The organism is Parasynechococcus sp., from assembly GCF_042954325.1.
In the GTDB taxonomy this organism is placed as follows: Bacteria; Cyanobacteriota; Cyanobacteriia; order PCC-6307; family Cyanobiaceae; genus Parasynechococcus.
On sequence record NZ_JBGKDS010000042.1, the window covers coordinates 1 to 19567 of the forward strand.

The following is a 19567-nucleotide window of genomic DNA, read 5'->3' on the forward strand; positions in this document are numbered from 1 at the left end:
CGCCGTGACCTCGATCGAATGGAATATGCCCTTGGCACGATCGGCAAGGCCTTGATCCTCACGGATTACTCCATTGATCAAGAAAAGGACATGGACAAGCTCAAGGCGTTTCGAGCGTCTCAGCAGGGTGAGGGCTGAGCGCAGCGCTTTCGCTTGTCTCCCCGAGGCCTCCATCACCATCCAGCTCCACGATGGGTTGCCATCCACTGAGCCAACGGTTTGGGTCCTTGAGTTCGGACCACAGCACGCGTTCCCGAAACCTGGGATTCAGCACAGCGGCCAGCTCAACCCAGCGTGTGGTGCCACGTCCTCCAGTCATCACCCGCTCGAAATGGCGGTATCCCCCGACCGGTTGATCACTGGTCCAGGCTTTGGCTGGCATCCATGCCATCAGTCGGCCAGATAGACGTTGCTGACCGTGCTCTCCAGCACATGACCGGACGCGACGATCGTGTCCGTGTGATCGGCGATGAACTGCTCCATCACCCCGGGTTTCGCCTGCATCACGGCACAGACCTGGGTCGGGTCGTCTTGGCTCATGCCGCGATACAGCGACTGGATGCCGGCCATTTTCTGCAGGGGCAGTGAGGCGTCGTAGGTCTTGGCCCACTCGGCAAAGGGTTTATTGATCGTGAACGTCAGCACATGTGTTTCCATCTGCTCTGGAGCGATCGGTTCGCGGACGGTATCACTCACGCTGCTGGAGTTGCAGACATTTTGAGAAGGTCGGCGCCTGCGCTCTCATTAGTGATTACTGTTGAGAACAGCTGACTGAAGCCCGGTGCCGCTCACCGCAGGGTCTGTTCAAGAGGATGAGTCTCTGCAGCAAGGGCTGCATCAAGATGGCCGCCGCCTGACGCCCCAGCGCAAGAGGGTTCTGGAGCTGTTTGAACGTCGAGGCTCCGGATGCCACCTCAGTGCTGAGGAGGTGCATCAGCAATTGGCTGAACTGGAGCTCAAGGTGTCCTTGGCCACGGTGTACCGCACGCTTCGCCTCTTGGCGGATATGGGCTTTCTGCAGGAACTGGAACTGACGGAAGGCGGGCGGCGCTTTGAACTGGCCGTCGCTGATCACCGCGACCATCACCATGTGGTCTGCATTCGTTGCGGTCGCACTGAGGAATTCGAAAGCCAACCGGTGCTGGTCGCCGGTCAGGAGGCGGCCCAGGGGTTTGGCTTCAAGTTGATTGAATCCAGCCTGAACGTACGAGCGATCTGCCCGGATTGTCAGGAGTGACCTCCGGGCTGTTTAGGCGCTACTGAGGATGCTCGTTGCAGGGCATCCAGTACGAATCGCCCATTCGGTGGGTCCCGCTGCACCCCAGTTTCTTGGCCTGTTCTTCGGCCTCCGCCTCGGAGGGGTAAGCGAGATAACGCGGATTGGTCGTTGAGCGGATCTGAATTAACCCCATGCTCATTGGCCCAGCGGTGATCACGCCCATGGTGTTAACGCCGACGGCGATCAAGCCCATGCCCACCACGGCTGCGTTGATCACACCCATCGCCACGACTCCAATCGACACGACTCCCATCGGAACAATGCCGATGCAAATCACTCCCATGGGGACAATGCCAATCGAGATTGTTCCGAGGGGAGCGACGCCGATGGCGATGGGTTTCGGCTTACTGCCGCAATGTCCTCCTTCTTCAGTCATCAATGGCCTCAATCATGGGAGTGCGTTGTGTGCTGGTCGCAGACCATCCACATCGTTCCCATCTGATGCGCTCCGGTGCACCCGAAGTTCGGTGCGGCAGCCTCGGCTTCGGCTTGGGTTTTGAACATCGCCTGTTTGGGCTGATGACCGTGATCCTTCGCAGCCACGTTGGCGCAAGACATCAAAAGCCCGGCCGACAGGGTGCCGAGCAGTACGACAAACGCCTTCATGCGTGAAACCTCATCCCCCCGCAACTCTGCACCATCACCTTGGTTCTCGCATCAGCTTGATGATGCTTGAAGCGCACCGCCACAGCTCGACCCTGCACCAGCGGTGCAACCAAAACAATGCTGCTCCGTGCGAATGGCTGACCCGGCGATGGTCAGATCTGGATTCAGCAGATCACGGAGGTGTCGGATCGGTCCTTGGCACGCCAATCCGAGCTGTTGATTGAAGTCGCAGTCAAAGCACTGTCCCGTCCAATCCACGCTGAACAGGTTGCGGCACATCACCGCCTGGAGGTTGTCGGGGTTGTGGGCGTCCTGCAATCGCACTTGATAACTCTCCAGTTCGCCGTTGCGCTCGAGTTGTCGGGCAAACCGCTGGATGGGCATGTTCGCCAGGGTGAGCAGTCGGTCGAAACGCACCCCCAGGTCCGCCAGTTCGCGTTTGTAGTCAGCCTCAAGCGCTGCCTGCGGGGGTGGCAACGTCGGGCCCAGGGGGTTGTAAACGAGGTCGAGAGAACGGTTGTCATCCCCGCGCCCGTAGCCAAGGGCATTGAGTTGACGCAGGCCGTCCAGGCTGCGTTCAAAGACCCCATCCCCCCGTTGCTGATCGACATTGTCCTTGCTGTAGCAGGGCAGTGACGCCACCACGCTCACGCTGTGATGGGCCAGGAACCGGGCCAGATCCTCTTGGCCCGGTTCGCTCAAAATGGTGAGGTTGCAGCGGTCGATCACCTTGGCCCCTGTGGCGCGGACCTGTTGCACCAAGCGGCGGAAGCTTGGATGCAGTTCCGGGGCTCCACCGGTGAGGTCGAGGCATTGAATCCCTTGCCGTTGCAGCACCTCTGGAATCAGATCGATCAGTTCATCCGCCAGCATTTCGGTCCGGGTCGGCCCGGCGTTGACATGGCAGTGGGAACAGCTTTGGTTGCAGCGGTAGCCGAGATTCACCTGAAGCGTCGTCAGCTCTCCCCGATTCAGGGGCGGAAACGGGGCCAGCTCAACCGTCACAGCGCTGCGACTCCCACGGGGCAGGTTTATCGGGTTGATCTTGACCCATCGCTCTGATCTTGCGTCGGCTGATTTCACTCCACACACTGCGGTTGCCGAGATGATCCGTGGTGCGTCACCTCCCTCTGTTAGCCCTTTGTGTGGCCTCCGGCCTCATGGGGGCAGCTGCGGCCTGGTGGCTGCATCAACCACCCGGCGCCAGGCCTCGGGTGTCGCTGCCGTTGCCTCCGCTGGTTCAGCCCCCTGAGCCGGTCCCCACCCGCGATCAACTGGTTCAACTTCGTTTGGACCAGGAGCTGCTTGTGGAACGCCCAGATGGGCAGTTGCTGCCGATCGGATACACCAGTGCTGTGATCGATCCGCGCTGGGTGACCGTCGACTTCTTCGGGGGGTGGAACCGAGAACTGGAGGCCAATACCGACCTAGACGCCCTGCTGTTCACCTCCGGACCGACCTTTGCCCGCGGCCGTGGCAATGGTGCGTTGGGGATGCGACTCCATGGTGATCTTTTGATGGGCAATGGGGTCTGGCCCGCAGGCAACAAAGCGGCGGCGGCCGGTCGTGCCTGGGTTGGCATCACCAAGGAGGGAACCCTCGAATTCGGCTATGGGGCTCTGACCCCAGCGTTGTCGCGTCGCCTGCGGGTGTTCATCGGTGGGTTGCATGCTTTCAGCAACACCACCCGTGCTGCGCCAGCGTCCTATGTCGGGGTTTACGGGGAGATGAAACTGGCCGATGTGCGGATCATTTACGGCCTGCGGCCCGATGGTCTGCTGGAGCTGATTGAAACCGACGACGGCGTGTTGTTCTCAGATCTTCGATTGTTCGTCGACCAGAAGGGTTTGCTGGCGGCATACCTTCCGGACCACGCCTCCAAATCAAGGTTGATCGTTCCGGGCCAACGGCTCTGGAGCGAGGACCATGCCATCTGGGTGAGTGGCGGTAAACCATCGATTACCCAGATGCCGTTTCTGCTGAGGGTGACGCCCAGTCAGGCCTGGCAGGAGCGTCAACTGGCAATGCCGCCGCGCCGCCATTGAGCGTCGTATTTCAGGCCTGTGACCGAGTCGCTGCACAGTGAAACGCTGCTGGGCAGATGCTCGTTGCAATGGGGAATCCGGGCGTCCAGAACGCTGTGAATGCCCAGCACCGCGAGCGGTAGAGCAGTCCCACTGAGGATGGCCAGGATCGCAAAGGGTTTGATCAGCATTGGGGTGTTGCGTTGTTGGCAACACCCTCAATCGTTCGGACCGCAGCAGCCGTGATCCACCACAGCCCATGCCGTGATTCAGCTCACAGCGGCACGGCCGCGACGTTGGGCGAGCTCACGGAACCAGGCGATGTACTGGTTGGGACCATCCGGCATCAACACATCAAGCTGCAGGGGATCCTCGGGGTCGCTGATGCCGACGAGGCGCCCGTCGGACAAGCTGGGTCGGTCCACTTCACCGTGGCTGCTGTCCACCAGCACGACGCGATTGGGGCGTTGACACCACTGCCCCAGCTGCTGCAGCAGGGTGAGAAATCCGCGATCACTGCCGCCACGAAGCCACTGCGTGCCGTCGCTGGATTGGGTCGAGGTCACGGTGTCACCCACACCCACCAGCAGGGGCATCTGTTCGGCGGGCACCCGGTTTTTCACGAGTTGCAGCAAGGCTTCGGGGGTGTGGGGTGCGTTGCGCACATTGAAGGATTGGCCGAAGGGAGCGATGCCATGGCGCCGCTCCAGATGCTGGTTGAGCAACACCAGCAGGCCGGCTTCCTTGATCGACCCAGTCAGCATGAATTGAATATCGGTGCTGCCGACGTCGCCCACGGACGCGGGTTTCAGTCGTTCACGGCCTGATGCATCACGGCCGAGGTTGGGGGCCACATGCAAAAAGAAGGACCCGCCGAGTCCAGCGGCGGTGGCCTCATCGAGAAGCTGCTGCATCAGCTCTTCGAGCATGGTCTGCAGGGCCCGCTGACGGGGCACCTCCGTCGGGATCCGCGCGAAGAGTCCATTGAGATTGATCGTTGGCGACACCTGGGTGTCGAGGACGGCTGTTCGGGCAAGGTCTTGGATCTCCGTGGAGGAACATTCCGGCAGGAGCCCCGGCAGTCGCTCGAGCAGCAGAGCCTCCATGCGCTGGGGGGTGGCGGCCAGAAAAGCCATCTCTTCCGCGCTGACACCTGGATGCTCCAGTTCGCCGAAGCGGTTTTGGAATTGCACGCCTCCTGCGGCCAGACCCGGCAGATACAGACCATCCCGCCGAGCTTTCGCTGGATCGCCCAAGGACGTTTCCACCAGCCGATTCACGCCGCGTCGGCCTTCATGTTCGCCGTTGGTCAGCACCGTGAATTGCCCTTCCAATTCGGCCGCGGCATGCACATAACTGGGGTCCATGCGCCGGGTGAGTGGATCCTTCACCAGCTGCATGCAGACTCCATCGAGGTCCTGCACGATCAACAGATCCTTGACGCCTGAGAGTTCAACAAGGAGCTGGTCAGGAGTCAGGTTTGGCACAGGTTGTCCGGACAGTGGCCTCATTGTGCGCGGAATGCCCGGGGCCTCGGCTCAGCGTGCGGGTGAAGCCAAAAAAAATGGAGCCCTCTCCCAAAGGCTCCAACGCTCGACGCGTCGTTCTCACGACAACGTGAAAATACCTATGCGACCTGCGTCTCAGGTGTGACGGTCGTTACATTATGTTCATGCGGATACAGCTTCCACGTCCGCTGGCGTGATGGAGGGTGGGGGGACCTGGGACAGGACGGCAGAACAGGTCTGCTTCTGCCACAGGTAAGCAATCCCCCCAGGCACAGCATGTCTCCCCCGTGCGGTATGGGTGAGCCCGATCAGACTTAATTGCTGAAGGTGATCAGAGCCAGCCGAAACTGGTCATGCTGTCCTGTGCCGTGGCGACCAGAGACGCGGCCAACGCAGCACTGGTCTCACTGCTGGGATGGACAGCATCGATGAACTGTGGGGCGTCGATCGTGTCCCAGAGGGGCTGACCGTTCATCACCGCCACCTGAGCATTGTCGCGGTAGGTGTGACTCAGACGCCGATGGACGCGTTCGCTGATGGCATCGAGGAGCTCGAGCAATCTCGTCGGTTCGACCGGATCCAGTGCTGTCGCTTGATCGAGTGCCAGGGGTGTGGCGGAGATGGGTAACCCGACGATCAGCATGACTTCGTCAGCCAGGCCGGTCAGGGCATCACAGCTGCGTTGCAGGTTGCGGGAGATCGTTCGGCTGCTTGATCGCACCAACCTGCGGTCATCGCGCCGGCTTGTGCTGCTCAGAACCGCAGCAAACGGATCAAGATCCTCCAGCGGTTCAAGAACATCGTTGCCGCCAGCACAAATCACAGCATCCACATCAGAGCGTTGTTGGTAGGCGTTGGCCCGACGTTGCACGGCTTCCACTTGTTCCCTGAGACCGATGGACACGCGGCGTCCATCCAGGATCTGAGTCGGCCCACGGCCCGATAACGCCCCGCCATGGGCGTAGTTGTGAACGGCACTGTTGTCCGGTTCGTCGTCCGATCGGACCGAGATCAGTTGGCTGTCATCGGGATCGGCCCCGAGTTCAGCGGCGATGTGTTCACCCAACACCCGACCGTCGGATGCATGGGAGACGTTGCCGGCATCGATCAGGCTGGCACCCAGCATCAGCAGAGTCGATGTCATGGCTCAGTTGATGTGACATTTGGCGAAGATGGCACCCCCTCGAGCGGTTGTCATGAATTCCACCTGGACGGAGCAGTGGTGGCCCATCGCTTACGTCCAAGATCTCGATCCCGCGCGTCCAAGCCGCTTTACGTTGCTGGAACGCGATCTGGTGATCTGGTGGGATGCCGGGGGAGATCGCTGGCGTGTCTTCCCCGATGTGTGTCCGCATCGATTGGTTCCCCTGAGCGAGGGGCGCATCAATGCAGAGGGCCAGTTGGAGTGTCCGTATCACGGCTGGAGTTTTGATGGGGATGGCCATTGCCGGGTGATTCCCCAGGCTGAGGACGACGCCAGGTCTGAAAGCAGGCGTTCCCGTTGCGCCAGCTTGCATACGGCCACGGGCCAAGGCTTGTTGTTCGTTTGGATGGGGGCTCCGGATGCGGCGATGGAGACTCCCTTGCCGTTGGTTCCGGCCCTAGAGGAGAACCCTCAGAGCTGGACTGTCCAGGACACCTTCCGCGATCTGCCCATGGATGCGGTGACCTTGTTGGAGAACGTTCTGGACGTGAGCCACGTGCCGTTCACCCATCACCGCACCGTTGGCAAACGCGAGAACGCTGCTCCAGTGAAGGCTGTGGTGACCCATGAAGGTCGTGATGGCTTTGAAGCCTTCTGGGAGGAAGGACCACGGCGTGGCCAGTTGGGATCGCAATCCACCCGATTCCATGCGCCCCAGTTGATGTGGCACGACCTCACGGCGAAGGGGTTCGGACGCATCCTCACGGTGGTCTATGCCGTTCCGATTCGTCGTGGCGAATGCCGCCTGTTTGCGCGCTTTCCCTTCCAGTTCCAATCGACGATTCCGCGCCTGCTGATCGGGTTACGACCGCGTTGGCTGCAACACATCGGTAATCACAAAGTGCTGGAGGACGATCAGGTGTTTCTGCACTGGCAGGAGCGGGTGCTGGAACGTCATGGCGGGAGTGCCGCCGCCGATCGCGCCTTTTTTCTCCCGACCTCCAGCGATCGTTATGTCGCTGCTCTGCACCGTTGGCTGAATGACAACGGTGGGGAACCTTTTGCCGATCGGCCACTGCCAGCGCGGTTGGGGACCGATGCCTTGATGGATCGCTATACCAGCCACACCATCCATTGCCGCAGCTGTTCAACAGCGCTTGACCGGGTGCGCAAGGCACGGCCCTGGTCGTGGGCTCTGTTGTGGAGTGGTGCGGCTCTCGTGGGTTTCGGTCAAGGCAACCGCTGGAGCGTGATCGGGTTGGCTTGCGCTGCCATCGCTGCCCTTGGCCTTCGCCAACTGGGGCGTTGGGAACAGGGTTTGACCCGCGGGGATGGCCAGGCACCCCGCAATCAGCTGCGCTGAAGCTGCACAACAGCTCCTATGGAAGAGGCAGCAGATGGGGTTTCACGTCGGCCCCGACTTTGCCTTCCACTTTCACCTTCCCTCCGATGGTGATGGGCTCTTTCACGCTCACGGCCCCATTCACTTCAACGGCTGACGTGATGGCGCTCACCTGGGCGTTGGCCTCGACGGTGCCATTGATCGCCACGGGGCGATCAATGGACTGAACCCTGACAGGTCCAGTGATGGCGAGGGGTTGCTCACCCGTGATGACCACCGGCGTGTCCACACTCACCGTTCCCGACACCGGTAGGGCCTGCTCGCTGCGGATGGTGACGCTCGCGGGCATCACCAGTTTGTCGACCTGCAATCCCCCATCGATCCGGATCGGGATCGGTTCACTCAAGACTTTCAGCAGCACCGCTGACAGGGTCATGCTGGAGAGCACAACGGCCGCCGGCCAGCGGTATGCCAGCAGCAGGTCTTGGCGGTTGGAGGGCATGGCGTCAGCTTTTGCTGCATTACACCCCCTTTCCTCAGTTCATGCCCATCACCTTGCGGTAGGCAGGACGTTGCTGCGTGGTTGTGATCAAGGCCTTAATGGCCGGATAGGGCGAGAGGTCTTCCTGCGGAAAAAAGATGGGCAAATAGGCCAGGTAGGCCGTGATGGCACAGTCGGCGGCCCCCCAGGCGTTCCCGACCAAGGGCTTGCCTGGGGTGAGCTGACGGTTCAATTCCTCCATCAAGCGGGGGAATTCGCGCTCACGGTTGCTGGGCACAAACAGAGCGATGGCCAGCGTTGCATTCGCAAACAACAGCCATTGGTTGATCAGTGATCGCTGGGCTGCTCCCTCGATTTCGCCGCCGTGATGCTCCGCCAGGTGCAGAAGGATGGCTCCGGATTCGAACAGTGCCAACGCGTTGCCATCGGGCCCTTTGAAGCTGTGATCCACCAGTGCGGGCAGCTTTCCAAACGGATTGATCGCGAGATAGTCCGGTTGGCGGTGCTGGTTTCCCCTCAGGTCGAGCTCCACCAAGTCGTAGGGGATGCCCTTCTCTTCCATGTACCAGCGGGGCATTGATGCTCTGGTCTTTGGTCCGCCGTAAAGCGTCAGCGTCATGGCTCGGTCTCAACAACCAATGCCATCCAGTGTCTCTGGAAGTTGGTCTTTAGGGTGTGGTGCGAACGCGTTGAGCGTCCCGATTCGGCCCTGATGCGTAACTCTTTTTTTGATCGCAGCCTCGATGCTGGCTCGATTGGACGCCGGGTACGGGAGGTTTCGGCTGGGAAAGTCGGTTTTTACAGCGTCGGCCTCTATCCAGCTTCGTTGGCCTACAACTGCGCGATGCAGAACCAGGCCGGTCGTCTGATGCTGGCCCCGCGTCCGGGACGGGATCTGCTCGGAGCGTTTTCCAAAGATGCGATCGCCAACATGGACGCCGGCCATGTGGCCACCGTGCAAGGCATGGGGACCCATAGGGAGGCTGGAGAACGGCGCCCGAATTCCCTCCGCGATCTGATTCGCGAGTGTGAACTGGTGGTGCTGAGCGCCAACAGCAACCACATCGAAGAGGATCTGCTCGAGGCTTGTCGGCTGCGGGAGGAGTTGGGTCGCGATCAGGTTGTGTTGGCCTGTCTTTCGGGATCCTTCAGCCACGATCCGATCACCAACAATGCCTATGTGCTTTGCGAGCAGGAGCCGAACCTGGCCTTCTTCTCGGGATTTCATCGCCACGGGGCGCTTCGCAATCCCTTTGACAGCTTTACGGCCAATTTCTGCCATCCCAATGCGTTGACGGCGATGCTCGGGGCGCAACTGCTGGATTGCCTGTCCCCGAACATTCAGGTGTCACCGGGAGTTCACAACGTTGAAGGTCAGTACATCAAGGCCGCCAAGAACATGGCCTCGGTGTTTGCCGGCTTTGGCTACACCTATCACCAGGACAATCCAGGGGTCTTGCCCACGCTGCTGACGTTGCTCCTCGATCAGTGTCTGGATCAGGCGGCCACCGTCTCCATGGCACGGCCGGACCGTCAGAAGCTCTATCACCGCCAGCCGATTCCTCTGACCGAGCTCGGTTATGCGGTGCCACGGATCGAAGCCACGTTGGTGCGTGACGGCGATTTCGAGAAAGTTCGCGACCACACCTTCACCCAGCTCACGGCGATGGTTGCCGATGTGCGCGGCAGCATGATGTTGCCCGTGTCCGGACATCCCACCCGTAATTTTCAGGTGGGTCAGGTGCTTGCCGCGAAGATGCGAGAACACAAACGCTGCCCGGGCTCGATGGAGGAGCTGGAGCAGTGGTGTGAAGCGGCGGGGTTACGCAAGGGCGGGCTGGAGGGCCTCAAATCACTGCGCTACTGGCCGCAAATTGCGCGGAAATATTCGATTCCGCTCCACGACGCCTCCATGGTGAATCTCCTCTACATGGCGGTGTACGGACGCCCTGCGGTGAAGGACACGGCCTATCGGGTGATGACGGAAAGCCGTGAACTGTCCAGTTACTGCCAGGAATCGGTGCGGCCGACCCATAGCCGGCGTTACGCGGAGGCACTCCAGAACCTCGAGGTTGTTGAAGCCCTCGACCTTGTGGTCAACGCGGTCATTGCTGACAACGCCCGCAGTGCCATGCGGCGTGCCGCTCCGCTCGAGGGGGATGGTGCTGGTGTGCCGGCCTATGTCCAGTTGATGGATGTGATCGAAACACAGCTCGAGTCCTGAGTCAGTCGCCTGGCGTTCTGCACACTTCACGCTTGTGGTTCGATCCAAAGCAGGCATGGTTTCGCTCTGAGACCCATGCGACTGCTGATGATCGAGGCTCTGGAAGCCATTGCTGATCGCTTCCATCCCCGTGAACGGATCACGGGGATCCGCAGTCTTGGTTCCGGCAACGTGAACGAGACCTTTCTGGTGACCCATGGCGGTCGTCGCGATGGTGGGGCTTTTGTTCTGCAGCGGTTGAACAGGAGTGTGTTTGCCCGTCCCGATCTGGTGATGCGCAACCTGGTCGCCCTTGGTGAGCACGTGCAACGTCGTCTGGAATCACCACCCCCGGAACTGGATGGACGGCGCTGGGAAGTCCCCCAAGTGGTGCCGAGCCGGCAGGAGGCCCAGCCCTGGGTGGAACACGACGGTGATGTGTGGCGGTCGATTACTTACATCGGTGCTGCCACCACCTCGGATGTCATCCGTGATCGGACCCAGGCCCGAGAGGTCGGTTATGGCCTCGGGATGTTCCATTCCTTGATCAGTGACCTGCCCGCCGATGCGTTGGCGGACACCCTGGAGGACTTCCACGTCACGCCCTCCTACCTGCGTCGGTTTGATGCGGTCCTCGATCGCATCGATGCCAGCCAGTTGTCCCCATCGTTGAGCGATGCACTCACCTTTGTGCACCAGCGTCGCGATGGGGTGTCGGTCTTAGAAGATGCCGTGGCGCGGGGTGAGCTCCAGCATCGCCCGATCCACGGCGATCCCAAGATCAACAACGTGATGATGGATGAGGCCACCGGCCAGGCCGTTGGACTGATCGACCTGGACACCGTGAAGCCGGGGCTGATTCATTACGACATCGGAGATTGCCTGCGTTCCTGCTGCAACCCTGTCGGTGAAGAGGCCAAGGACCTCGATTCCGTGTGCTTCGATCTGGCCTTGGCGGAATCCATTTTGGAGGGGTATCTCTCCGTGGCGGGCAGTTTTCTCAGTGCTCACGATTGTGCCTATCTTCCCGATTGCATTCGGCTGATTCCCCTGGAGCTGGGCCTCCGTTTTCTGACCGATCACCTCGAGGGTGATCGTTATTTCCGCACCGATTATCCCGGCCATAACCTTCACCGTGCTGAAGTTCAGTTCCGCCTGACCCTCAGCATCGAGCAGCAAATGGGTGCCATCCAATCGCTGGTTGAACGATTGACCAGGGGCGTCTGAGATGGGACGTCAATCGGTTCAGTTGCGTCAGGCGTCGCGCCTGGTTCCCTTCGAGCGTGCGGTGCTGCCCGGTCTCCATGTCACTGCCGAGCTGATCTGGGACCATCAGGGCTGGTTGGAGCTCAGCTACGGCGTGTTGGTTTCGGCGTCCGCTGGTCTGTCGTCCCTGCGGTTACCGGGCGGTTTGGTCGATGGTGAGCAGCGCGGTGGCAGCCGCCGGGATGAACTGTGGACCACCACCTGCTTCGAGGCGTTTCTTGGTCTGCCTGGACAGGAGGCGTACTGGGAAATCAACCTGTCCCCCAACGGTGATTGGGCTGTGTACCACTTTGATCACTATCGCCAGGGTCAGTCCTGCCAAGCCTTGAGCGATGACCCTGTCATCCGTTTGGAGCGTCGCCATCACCAGTTGCGCCTCGATGCTCGGCTGCCGATCAGCCCCTGGTGGCCTGGGACGGTGGCCCCTGAGTTCGCTCTGACCACTGTTCTCGATTGCGGTGCCGCTGGTTGCAGTCACTGGAGCGTGGCCCATCCGGAGGATCGGGCTGATTTTCATCAGCGCCACTTGTTTTTGGCCCCTTAAACCGCACCGTTAGGGTTCAGCGATGTCCGCTCAGGGGGGGGATGCGATTGCGTCTGCTGCTCACAGCTGCCGGTTGTTTGGCCGGTCTGGTCGGTGTTGTTGCGGTGACGGCTGCCCGTGAACCCCAGCCAACAGCGCAGCCTGAGCTGATGTCGCGCCCCGTGCCAGCGCCGCGGCGTTATCCCAGTGTTCCCCAGTCCCCGCAGCAGACAGCGGAGTTGCTGGCCAAGGTTGAAGCAGCGCTCCGAAACCCGACGACGCCAGCGGCGGCCCTGCCTGATCTCGGCCATCAGCAACAGGTCATCTACAGGGTGCTTTCGGCCGATCCGGTGCGCTCAAGCGCTGTCTTGGAGCATCTTCCCGATCGCTGGACAAGCATCGCGGACCGTCACCTGGCGGCCCGTCGTGAATTTCTGCGGATGAGTCGAGGGCGTGGACCGAGTCGGCTCCCGGCTTGGCGGATCATTGCGCCCGAGCCAGCGGATCAACTGCTGAGCTACTACCGCAAGGCGGAGGCCGCGACGGGGATCGCCTGGGAGGTTTTGGCTGCAGTGAACCTGGTGGAAACCGGGATGGGCCGCATCGATGGCATTTCCGTGGCCAATGCCCAAGGGCCCATGCAGTTTCTGCCAACGACCTGGGCAGAACCCGGCATCGGCGCAGGCGACATTCGCAATCCCCATGATGCGATTCAGGCCGCGGCGCGTTATCTCGTCCGTCGTGGCGGGTTGCAGAACATTCGGCAGGGTCTGTGGGGCTACAACAACAGCGACTACTACGGACGGGCCGTCCTGCTCTATGCCTCCCTGATGGAGGAGGACCCCAGGGCTTACACCGGTTTGTATCACTGGGAAATTCACTTCAATGCAGCGGTGGGTGACCTCTGGCTTCCGGTGGGTTACAACCAGCCCCAACCGATCGGTGTCAACGCCTATCTCCAACGCCATCCGGGGAGTCGTTCCCCCAATTGATCGTCGTTCCGTCCATCGGCACTTACGCTTCAGAGTCGCTTGAACTGTGCAGCGCGTGCCCAAGGAAACCTCCCACCGCGGTGATGAGCTGAAGGGACTTGGATGGTCCGACAACGACGTGGCCCGCTACGTGGAGTTGTGGGAGTACCGACAGCGTTGGGGAGCGATGAATTTGGAGCGTGAGGACCGGGTGTTCCTGCGCAAGGCCGAGAGCGCCCTGCCCAAGATCCTTTCCGGACGTGCAGCGGCCAAGAAATCGATCAAGGAGAAGACCTACTACAAGTGGCTGCGTTTCCACCTCGACGCGATGGTGGCCGGCGAAGCCGAGATGGCCTTGAACGACGGAGACCGTGGGGCTTGGCCCGTGATGTTGGAGGCTGAGTTGCGGCTTTTGGACCATTACGAGCCTGTTCTCGGGCTTCCTGACACCCTCAAGGCCAAGGCCCTGGCCCCGGTGCGTGAAACCTTGGCCGGGCAGGTTGCTGCCCTCGGTACGACCAAGCCCTACGACTTTGAAGCTCCACTCAACAAGTTGAAGGAGACCGAAAACAGCCGCTGGAAGCACCTCCGCGTCGGCGATGGCACCGATCGGACCTATCCGATCCTCAGTGCCGATGCCGTGGCGGGTTTCCGTGCGGAAGCCCACCGCGAATTGCAAGCGGTCATTCGCAGTACGTTCCCTTCTCTGGCTGAAACCGACAAATCAGAGCTCTCTGACGACTAGAACTGGAGCATTGCCGAGCTGCAACGGTCTGATGTCCCAGCGCTTTGAGACGCTCCAGCTCCATGCTGGGCAATCGCCTGATCCCACCACCAATGCCCGGGCGGTTCCGATTTACCAGACCAGCTCCTACGTCTTCAATGACGCTGAGCATGGGGCCAATCTCTTTGGTCTGAAGGAGTTCGGAAACATCTACACCCGTCTGATGAATCCGACGACGGATGTTTTTGAAAAGCGGGTGGCGGCGCTCGAAGGTGGCATGGCCGCCCTCGCGACAGCCTCGGGCCAGTCGGCTCAGTTCCTGGCGATCACCAACTGCATGCAGGCGGGTGACAATTTTGTGTCCACGTCTTACCTCTACGGCGGCACCTACAACCAGTTCAAGGTTCAGTTCCCTCGGCTGGGCATTGATGTGCGCTTCGCCGATGGTGATGACGTGGAGAGTTTTGCCGCTCAGATCGACGACAACACCAAGGCGCTCTATGTCGAAGCGATGGGCAATCCCCGCTTCAACATCCCTGATTTCGCAGGACTCTCAGCCTTGGCGAAGGACAAGGGCATTCCTTTGATTGTCGACAACACCCTCGGCGCCGCCGGTGCGCTGATGCGTCCCATCGACCACGGTGCCGATGTGGTTGTGGAAAGTGCCACCAAGTGGATCGGCGGCCATGGCACCAGCCTCGGTGGCGTAATTGTCGATGCCGGAACCTTCAACTGGGGCAACGGAAAATTCCCCCTGCTGAGTGAGCCCAGTGCCGCTTATCACGGTCTGGTGCACTGGGATGCCTTTGGGTTTGGCAGTGATGTCTGCAAGATGCTTGGCGTCCCCGATGACCGCAACGTCGCCTTCGCCTTGCGTGCCCGTGTGGAGGGATTAAGGGATTGGGGTCCTGCCGTCAGTCCCTTCAACAGTTTCCTGTTGTTGCAGGGCTTGGAAACCCTCAGCCTTCGGGTGGAGCGTCATACCGAGAACGCCATGGCCCTGGCTCTCTGGCTCAAGCAGCATCCCAAGGTGGCCCATGTCAGTTATCCGGGCCTCCCGGACGATCCTTATCACGAGCGTGCCAAGCAATATCTCACTGGCCGCGGCATGGGATGCATGTTGATGTTCTCCCTGAACGGCGGATACGACGATGCCGTGAATTTCATCAACAGCCTCAAGCTCGCCAGTCATCTCGCCAATGTGGGCGATGCCAAAACCCTGGTGATTCACCCCGCCTCGACAACTCACCAACAGCTCAGTGAGGACGAACAGGCCTCTGCTGGAGTGACGCCCACCATGGTGCGTGTCTCCGTTGGGCTGGAACACATTGATGACATCAAAGAAGACTTTGAGCAAGCCCTGTCTGTCTTGAGCTGAGGTTTGGTGAACGTTGTATGGCTCTGATTCTTCCTCGTAGCTATCACAAAATTGCGGCGGTTGAACGCAACCGCATTTCCTGGATTGAGCCCGAACAGGCTGAACGTCAGGACATTCGACCGCTGCGGATCGGCATCCTCAACATCATGCCGTTGGGGAAACAATATGAATTCAATCTTCTGCATCCGTTGGGCTTGTCTGTTCTTCAGATCGAGCCCATCTGGATTCGCCTCTCTTCCCATGCCTACAAGAGCTGGGATCAGAACCACCTCAACAAGCTTTATGTGACCTGGGAGGAAGCCCTGGCCCAGGGGCCCCTTGATGGCTTGATCATCACCGGTGCTCCGGTGGAACACCTTCCGTTTGAACAGGTCACCTACTGGGCTGAGTTGGTGGAGTTGGTCGAGCATGCCCGTCGAACCTGTGCCAGCACCCTTGGCCTGTGTTGGGCTGGTTTTGCCTTGGCCTACCTGGCTGGGGTCGACAAGGTTCCGTTCGAGAAGAAGTTGTTCGGCATCTATCCATTGCGCAGCCTGATCCCCGGGCATCCGTTGATGGGGACTCAAGACGACAATTTTTTCTGCCCCCAGAGTCGTTATGCGGGCCTTCCGGATGCGGCGATGGAATCAGCCCAGCGTCAGGGGCGGCTGCGGCTGCTCGCCCATGGTGAGCAGGTGGGCTACACGATTTTCGAGACCCCAGATCAACGCCAGCTCATGCACCTTGGCCACCCGGAATACAACGTTGGTCGTTTGCTCGCGGAAATGGAGCGCGACAAAGCCCGTGGCGATGTGCCACCCCCGGAAAATTTTGATCCGGACCACCCCAAAACCCTCTGGCGCTCCCATCGCAATCTGCTGTTTCAGCAGTGGCTTTGGTTCTGTTATCAGCGGGTGAGCTTGGCGGGCTGAGGCTGACCCACGACGGCTGCTGGAAGAGTGTCGCTGAGCTGACGCTCCGGTGCTGCTTTGCGGTTGAGTTCGCGTTCCAGGGCGGCCACCCGGCGTTCACGCAGACAATGGCGACATCCACCCAGGGTTTGCAGATGCTTTTCCGGTGTGATTGTGATTTCGCGGACGGGGTGCTTGCAGCACCGCAACTTGACCGGGCTTTTGTAACTGCGCCAGACCATTCCCGAGTAATCAAATTGATCACCGAAGCGTGATCGCGCTCTTTCGAGGAATTCCTCGTGTGTGATCCGTGCTCCCATGGAGGAAATGTATGGGACACGGTCCGTTTCTGGACTGGCCCGTTATCCCTCGTCATGCTTTGACGCTCCCGTTGTTGCCGGATGCCCTCGGCTCTGAACCCTGGACCCTCCATGGCGGATGGCTGTCCGCTGAGCAGTCGGATCAGTGGCGGCAGATGCTGGAGGACAACCTCGCTTGGCAGCAACCGGTTGTTCAGGTCTACGGACGCCGTCATCCCGTGCCGCGGTTGACCCTTTTTCTGGCGGAGGCTGGGTTGAGCTATCGCTACAGCGGGACGATGCATCAGGGCGAGGGCTGGCCGTCCTGGTTCCGTCCGTTGTTGGAACGTGTGAATCAGACCTGTGACGTCTGCTTCAACGGTTGTCTGCTCAACCTCTATCGCAACGGTGAAGATCGAATGGGTTGGCATGCCGATGATGAGCCGGAGATCGATCAGCAGAGGCCGATCGCATCGCTGTCCTTGGGTGTCAGCCGTGATTTTGTGCTGAGGGAACGCACGGAACAGAAGCGCACGGTGTCGCTGGCTTTGTCGGACGGTGATTTGTTGGTGATGCACCCGGGCTGCCAACAGCGCTGGATGCATTCCCTGCCGATGCGCAAGAGAGTGCTGGGGGCGCGGATCAACCTCACATTTCGCTGTTTTCAACCCCGTTGATCAGATCAGCATGGTCAAAATCCAGCCCCAGATTGGGGTGCTGACGGCGGCAAGCAGGGTGGTTCTGAGCACAAGGTTTGCTGCGATGGCCTGGTTGTGGCGGACCGCTTCGGCAATCAACAGGATGGAGATCGCCGTCGGGGCGGCGGCCTGCAGGGTGAGTGCCTGAACCATCACCGGACTGAGCTGCAGAGCTGTTGTCAGCCCCAGCATCACCACGGGAAAGCCGACCAGCTTGATCACGAGGGCCCAGGTGACCCCTGGATTGGTTGAGCTGTTGTCCGGAGCATGCTCTGCCGACACACTGCCCAGGCGCATCCCCACCACGGTGAGGGCCAGCAGGATCACGATCCGAGAGGGCAACCAGAGCAGCGAGGCGATGCTGTCGCTCCACGGTGTTGCCGCAATCAGCAAGGCCCCGACCAGTCCGCGAACGGCGGGGCTGGAGCCAAGGCTGTTGGCCAGTTGCCGGAGTCGGTGCTCGGTTTGCTCCCCGGGGCGTGCCAGCAGGAGGGGACCGATGCTCCAGGTGAGCAGGGTGGCTCCAAGGTCGTAGCCAATGCTGATCGGCAGCGCTTCTGGTGGCAGCAGGGCCAGGGTGACGGGGATGCCGACGTAGGCGGTGTTGCCCACGCAGGCTCCCAGTTTGTTGCTGCTGTGCTGAAGAGCCTGCTGCAACAGCGGCACCGTCCAGATCAGGGCCTGCATCAGGGCAATGGCTGTCACCGCCAGCCCGGCGGCTTCCAACATCTGCAGGCTCAATCCCCCTTTGAGCAACAGGCCCATCACGCTGATTGGCACGCCGAAGCGCACCAATGGAGCGGCGATGCGTTGGGCGATCCGTGGCCGTTGGCGACCCAGCCAGAAGCCGAGCACCAGTGCGGGCAGGAGTTCCAGCAGTAACCGCAGCACGCGGTACCCCCGAGAGTCCCTTCATTCAACAAGTCGACGGCACGGTGCCCTTATGTGCCAAAGTGCACATCGTCCATCGATTAAAGGGGGCGATCGCTTGAAACAGTCCTTGCGTTTGTTGATGCGTCGCCATGGTCTCCGTGAGCGATTGGAGCAGCTACGGACGCTCCTTTCCGTTCAGATTGAGACGCTGCCGTTGGGCAATGAGAGTTGGTTGGATACGGAGCGGGAGTTGGTGGCGGTTGAACGTGCGCTTGAACGGATCCCATCCTTTGATTGCTGAGCGGCTTCCCCGCTGTTGTTATGACGTTCGTTATCCAGCGCGATGACGGCATGAGTGATCGGCTGACGGCTCAATCGTTCCTCAGCTACGACGCCGCCTATGAGGAGCTGGAACGCTACTACCGAGACTTTTGCTGTTCGGACGATGAGCGGGTGGAGTATGTAATTGTTGAGCTGAATGGGTCAGCTTGAGAGTGATGCAAACTCAACGACAGAAAAGAGCCGCCCTTGAACGGCGGCTCTGATGTTGTGAGCCTTAATCACTGATTAGATCAGTGCATCGACGGTAGGCAGAAGGGAAAGCTCGTCTCCATCGCTCGAGAAGTCGATCAGACGGTTGGAGCGCTCACTACTGATGCTCAGCGCTTTTTGTTGTTGCGTTGAGAGGGAGTCGATAAAATCATGTGCTTTGTTGATCTGCCGCTTGCTTAGGCCTGTGAGTTGCTCCTCATTGAAGGCTTTGACCTGTCGTTGATTGAGCTGGTCGAGGGAATCGGGTTTGATCCCTCGCATGGACTCAGGATCGATGGCCTGTAGTTTTTTCGGCTTGAAGGCAGAGAGTTCATCTCCAGAGAGAGTTTTGAGCTGTGCCGGGCTGAGGCCTGTGATGGCATCTCGGCTTAATTTCGCCAATTGCGTGTTATCGAGGGCTTTGAAGCTCCGCTTTGAGAGTTGCTGGATCTGCTCAGCCGAGAAGCCCTTAACAGCCTTGGCCGACAGCGCAGAAATTTGTTCAGGTAACAGCCCCTGAACAGCTTCAGCACTGAGCTGTTTAATCTGTTTGCCCTTGAAGTTGGCAATCAAATCATTGGACAGTGCGCCAATGTCATCTGCGCTGAGTGCAGCGATCGCTTCGTTCGAAAGGGTGTTGACATTGGTGAGTCCGGAATCATCGCCAGTCGTTGAATCAGTCCCTTGAGAAGGGCTCGGTTCCGGAGCCGGTGTGTCGGGACCAGCAGGAGGTGGTGTGGATGGAGTCGGCGATGATGTAGTTGGCTCAGGATCCTCCACCGGAGGATCCGGAGCCTGTTGATGGT

25 protein-coding genes and 1 pseudogene are annotated in these 19567 nt (G+C 60.1%); 13 read left to right on the forward strand and 13 right to left on the reverse strand.

The genetic code is table 11. The annotated features are described in order from the left end of the window. Nucleotides 1-100: 100 nt before the first annotated feature. Together ACGVKB_RS06740 and ACGVKB_RS06745 are read right to left on the reverse strand one after the other, a co-directional pair. Complete coding sequence (locus ACGVKB_RS06740) at nt 101-391, reverse strand: TIGR02450 family Trp-rich protein (protein ID WP_392350499.1); 291 nt, start codon at nt 389-391, stop codon at nt 101-103. After that, a complete protein-coding gene (locus tag ACGVKB_RS06745; protein WP_392350521.1) occupies nt 391-657 on the reverse strand; it encodes a DUF3764 family protein in 267 nt (88 codons plus the stop codon). The genes ACGVKB_RS06740 and ACGVKB_RS06745 overlap by 1 nt, the downstream gene beginning before the upstream one ends. 124 nt (nt 658-781) lie before the next feature. Between ACGVKB_RS06745 and ACGVKB_RS06750 the strand changes: the two genes are divergently transcribed. Beyond that, nucleotides 782-1237 (forward strand): Fur family transcriptional regulator, encoded by a 456-nt coding sequence (locus tag ACGVKB_RS06750; RefSeq protein WP_392350500.1) that lies wholly within the window; start codon nt 782-784, stop codon nt 1235-1237. A 19-nt stretch (nt 1238-1256) separates the two neighbouring features. Here the strand turns inward: ACGVKB_RS06750 and ACGVKB_RS06755 are convergent, their stop codons facing one another. Genes ACGVKB_RS06755 through arsS form a run of 3 tightly spaced genes read right to left on the reverse strand, consistent with a single transcriptional unit; the run spans nt 1257 to nt 2890 of the window. After that, nucleotides 1257-1655: a hypothetical protein gene (locus ACGVKB_RS06755; protein ID WP_392350501.1), complete on the reverse strand. Its 399-nt coding sequence runs from the start codon at nt 1653-1655 to the stop codon at nt 1257-1259. An 8-nt stretch (nt 1656-1663) separates the two neighbouring features. Further along, nucleotides 1664-1885 carry a DUF3721 domain-containing protein gene (locus ACGVKB_RS06760; protein ID WP_392350502.1) on the reverse strand — a complete coding sequence of 74 codons (222 nt, stop codon included), beginning with the start codon at nt 1883-1885 and terminating at the stop codon, nt 1664-1666. 51 nt (nt 1886-1936) lie between these two features. Then, nucleotides 1937-2890, reverse strand: a complete 954-nt coding sequence (gene arsS / locus ACGVKB_RS06765) for an arsenosugar biosynthesis radical SAM (seleno)protein ArsS (RefSeq protein WP_392350503.1) — start codon at nt 2888-2890, stop codon at nt 1937-1939. Between the two features lie 107 nt (nt 2891-2997). Here arsS and ACGVKB_RS06770 point away from each other — a divergent pair, with 107 nt between their 5' ends. Continuing rightward, nucleotides 2998-3930: a hypothetical protein gene (locus ACGVKB_RS06770; RefSeq protein WP_392350504.1), complete on the forward strand. Its 933-nt coding sequence runs from the start codon at nt 2998-3000 to the stop codon at nt 3928-3930. On the opposite strand, the gene ACGVKB_RS06775 is transcribed toward ACGVKB_RS06770, so the two are convergent. The 3 genes from ACGVKB_RS06775 to ACGVKB_RS06785 form a co-directional block, all read right to left on the reverse strand. After that, a complete protein-coding gene (locus ACGVKB_RS06775; RefSeq protein WP_392350505.1) occupies nt 3900-4100 on the reverse strand; it encodes a hypothetical protein in 201 nt (66 codons plus the stop codon). The two genes, ACGVKB_RS06770 and ACGVKB_RS06775, sit on opposite strands and share 31 nt — an antisense overlap. A 78-nt stretch (nt 4101-4178) precedes the next feature. Beyond that, on the reverse strand, nt 4179-5396 hold the full coding sequence (gene stpA / locus ACGVKB_RS06780; protein ID WP_392350506.1) for a glucosylglycerol 3-phosphatase: 1218 nt from the start codon (nt 5394-5396) through the stop codon (nt 4179-4181). A 352-nt stretch (nt 5397-5748) separates the two neighbouring features. Further along, a complete protein-coding gene (locus tag ACGVKB_RS06785) occupies nt 5749-6561 on the reverse strand; it encodes an SGNH/GDSL hydrolase family protein (RefSeq protein WP_392350507.1) in 813 nt (270 codons plus the stop codon). Nucleotides 6562-6613: 52 nt separating this feature from the next. Here ACGVKB_RS06785 and ACGVKB_RS06790 point away from each other — a divergent pair, with 52 nt between their 5' ends. Beyond that, the gene (locus tag ACGVKB_RS06790) at nt 6614-7924 is read left to right on the forward strand and encodes a Rieske 2Fe-2S domain-containing protein (RefSeq protein WP_392350508.1); all 1311 of its coding nucleotides are present in this window, start codon (nt 6614-6616) and stop codon (nt 7922-7924) included. A 16-nt stretch (nt 7925-7940) separates the two neighbouring features. On the opposite strand, the gene ACGVKB_RS06795 is transcribed toward ACGVKB_RS06790, so the two are convergent. Together ACGVKB_RS06795 and ACGVKB_RS06800 are read right to left on the reverse strand one after the other, a co-directional pair. Beyond that, nucleotides 7941-8405, reverse strand: a complete 465-nt coding sequence (locus tag ACGVKB_RS06795) for a polymer-forming cytoskeletal protein (RefSeq protein WP_392350509.1) — start codon at nt 8403-8405, stop codon at nt 7941-7943. Nucleotides 8406-8439: 34 nt separating this feature from the next. Then, nucleotides 8440-9024 (reverse strand): glutathione S-transferase family protein, encoded by a 585-nt coding sequence (locus ACGVKB_RS06800; protein WP_392350510.1) that lies wholly within the window; start codon nt 9022-9024, stop codon nt 8440-8442. Between the two features lie 93 nt (nt 9025-9117). Between ACGVKB_RS06800 and ACGVKB_RS06805 the strand changes: the two genes are divergently transcribed. The 7 genes from ACGVKB_RS06805 (at nt 9118) to ACGVKB_RS06835 (ending at nt 16381) form a co-directional block, all read left to right on the forward strand. Then, nucleotides 9118-10629 (forward strand): hypothetical protein, encoded by a 1512-nt coding sequence (locus ACGVKB_RS06805; protein WP_392350511.1) that lies wholly within the window; start codon nt 9118-9120, stop codon nt 10627-10629. A 75-nt stretch (nt 10630-10704) separates the two neighbouring features. Then, nucleotides 10705-11835, forward strand: coding sequence for a phosphotransferase enzyme family protein (locus ACGVKB_RS06810; RefSeq protein ID WP_392350512.1), 1131 nt, complete (start codon nt 10705-10707; stop codon nt 11833-11835). 1 nt (nt 11836) lies between these two features. Continuing rightward, the gene (locus ACGVKB_RS06815) at nt 11837-12418 is read left to right on the forward strand and encodes a DOMON-like domain-containing protein (RefSeq protein ID WP_392350513.1); all 582 of its coding nucleotides are present in this window, start codon (nt 11837-11839) and stop codon (nt 12416-12418) included. 149 nt (nt 12419-12567) lie between these two features. Further along, the gene (locus tag ACGVKB_RS06820; RefSeq protein WP_392350522.1) at nt 12568-13389 is read left to right on the forward strand and encodes a transglycosylase SLT domain-containing protein; all 822 of its coding nucleotides are present in this window, start codon (nt 12568-12570) and stop codon (nt 13387-13389) included. 55 nt (nt 13390-13444) lie between these two features. Continuing rightward, on the forward strand, nt 13445-14113 hold the full coding sequence (locus ACGVKB_RS06825; RefSeq protein ID WP_392350523.1) for a hypothetical protein: 669 nt from the start codon (nt 13445-13447) through the stop codon (nt 14111-14113). Nucleotides 14114-14144: 31 nt separating this feature from the next. Beyond that, nucleotides 14145-15470 carry an O-acetylhomoserine aminocarboxypropyltransferase/cysteine synthase family protein gene (locus tag ACGVKB_RS06830; RefSeq protein ID WP_392350514.1) on the forward strand — a complete coding sequence of 442 codons (1326 nt, stop codon included), beginning with the start codon at nt 14145-14147 and terminating at the stop codon, nt 15468-15470. Nucleotides 15471-15487: 17 nt separating this feature from the next. After that, a complete protein-coding gene (locus ACGVKB_RS06835; protein WP_392350515.1) occupies nt 15488-16381 on the forward strand; it encodes a homoserine O-succinyltransferase in 894 nt (297 codons plus the stop codon). Here ACGVKB_RS06835 and ACGVKB_RS06840 read toward each other — a convergent pair. Further along, complete coding sequence (locus ACGVKB_RS06840; RefSeq protein WP_392350516.1) at nt 16357-16680, reverse strand: hypothetical protein; 324 nt, start codon at nt 16678-16680, stop codon at nt 16357-16359. The genes ACGVKB_RS06835 and ACGVKB_RS06840 overlap by 25 nt on opposite strands. Before the next feature lie 11 nt (nt 16681-16691). Here ACGVKB_RS06840 and ACGVKB_RS06845 point away from each other — a divergent pair, with 11 nt between their 5' ends. Beyond that, complete coding sequence (locus ACGVKB_RS06845) at nt 16692-17336, forward strand: alpha-ketoglutarate-dependent dioxygenase AlkB family protein (protein ID WP_392350517.1); 645 nt, start codon at nt 16692-16694, stop codon at nt 17334-17336. Here the strand turns inward: ACGVKB_RS06845 and ACGVKB_RS06850 are convergent, their stop codons facing one another. Further along, nucleotides 17337-18248, reverse strand: coding sequence for an AEC family transporter (locus tag ACGVKB_RS06850; protein ID WP_392350518.1), 912 nt, complete (start codon nt 18246-18248; stop codon nt 17337-17339). A 97-nt stretch (nt 18249-18345) separates the two neighbouring features. Here ACGVKB_RS06850 and ACGVKB_RS06855 point away from each other — a divergent pair, with 97 nt between their 5' ends. Both ACGVKB_RS06855 and ACGVKB_RS06860 read left to right on the forward strand, forming a co-directional pair. After that, on the forward strand, nt 18346-18531 hold the full coding sequence (locus tag ACGVKB_RS06855) for a hypothetical protein (RefSeq protein WP_392350519.1): 186 nt from the start codon (nt 18346-18348) through the stop codon (nt 18529-18531). A 20-nt stretch (nt 18532-18551) separates the two neighbouring features. Continuing rightward, on the forward strand, nt 18552-18722 hold the full coding sequence (locus ACGVKB_RS06860) for a hypothetical protein (RefSeq protein WP_392350520.1): 171 nt from the start codon (nt 18552-18554) through the stop codon (nt 18720-18722). Between the two features lie 64 nt (nt 18723-18786). Here ACGVKB_RS06860 and ACGVKB_RS06865 read toward each other — a convergent pair. After that, nucleotides 18787-18840, reverse strand: a pseudogene (locus ACGVKB_RS06865) (hypothetical protein); the annotation flags it as partial. Between the last annotated feature and the right edge of the window lie 727 nt (nt 18841-19567).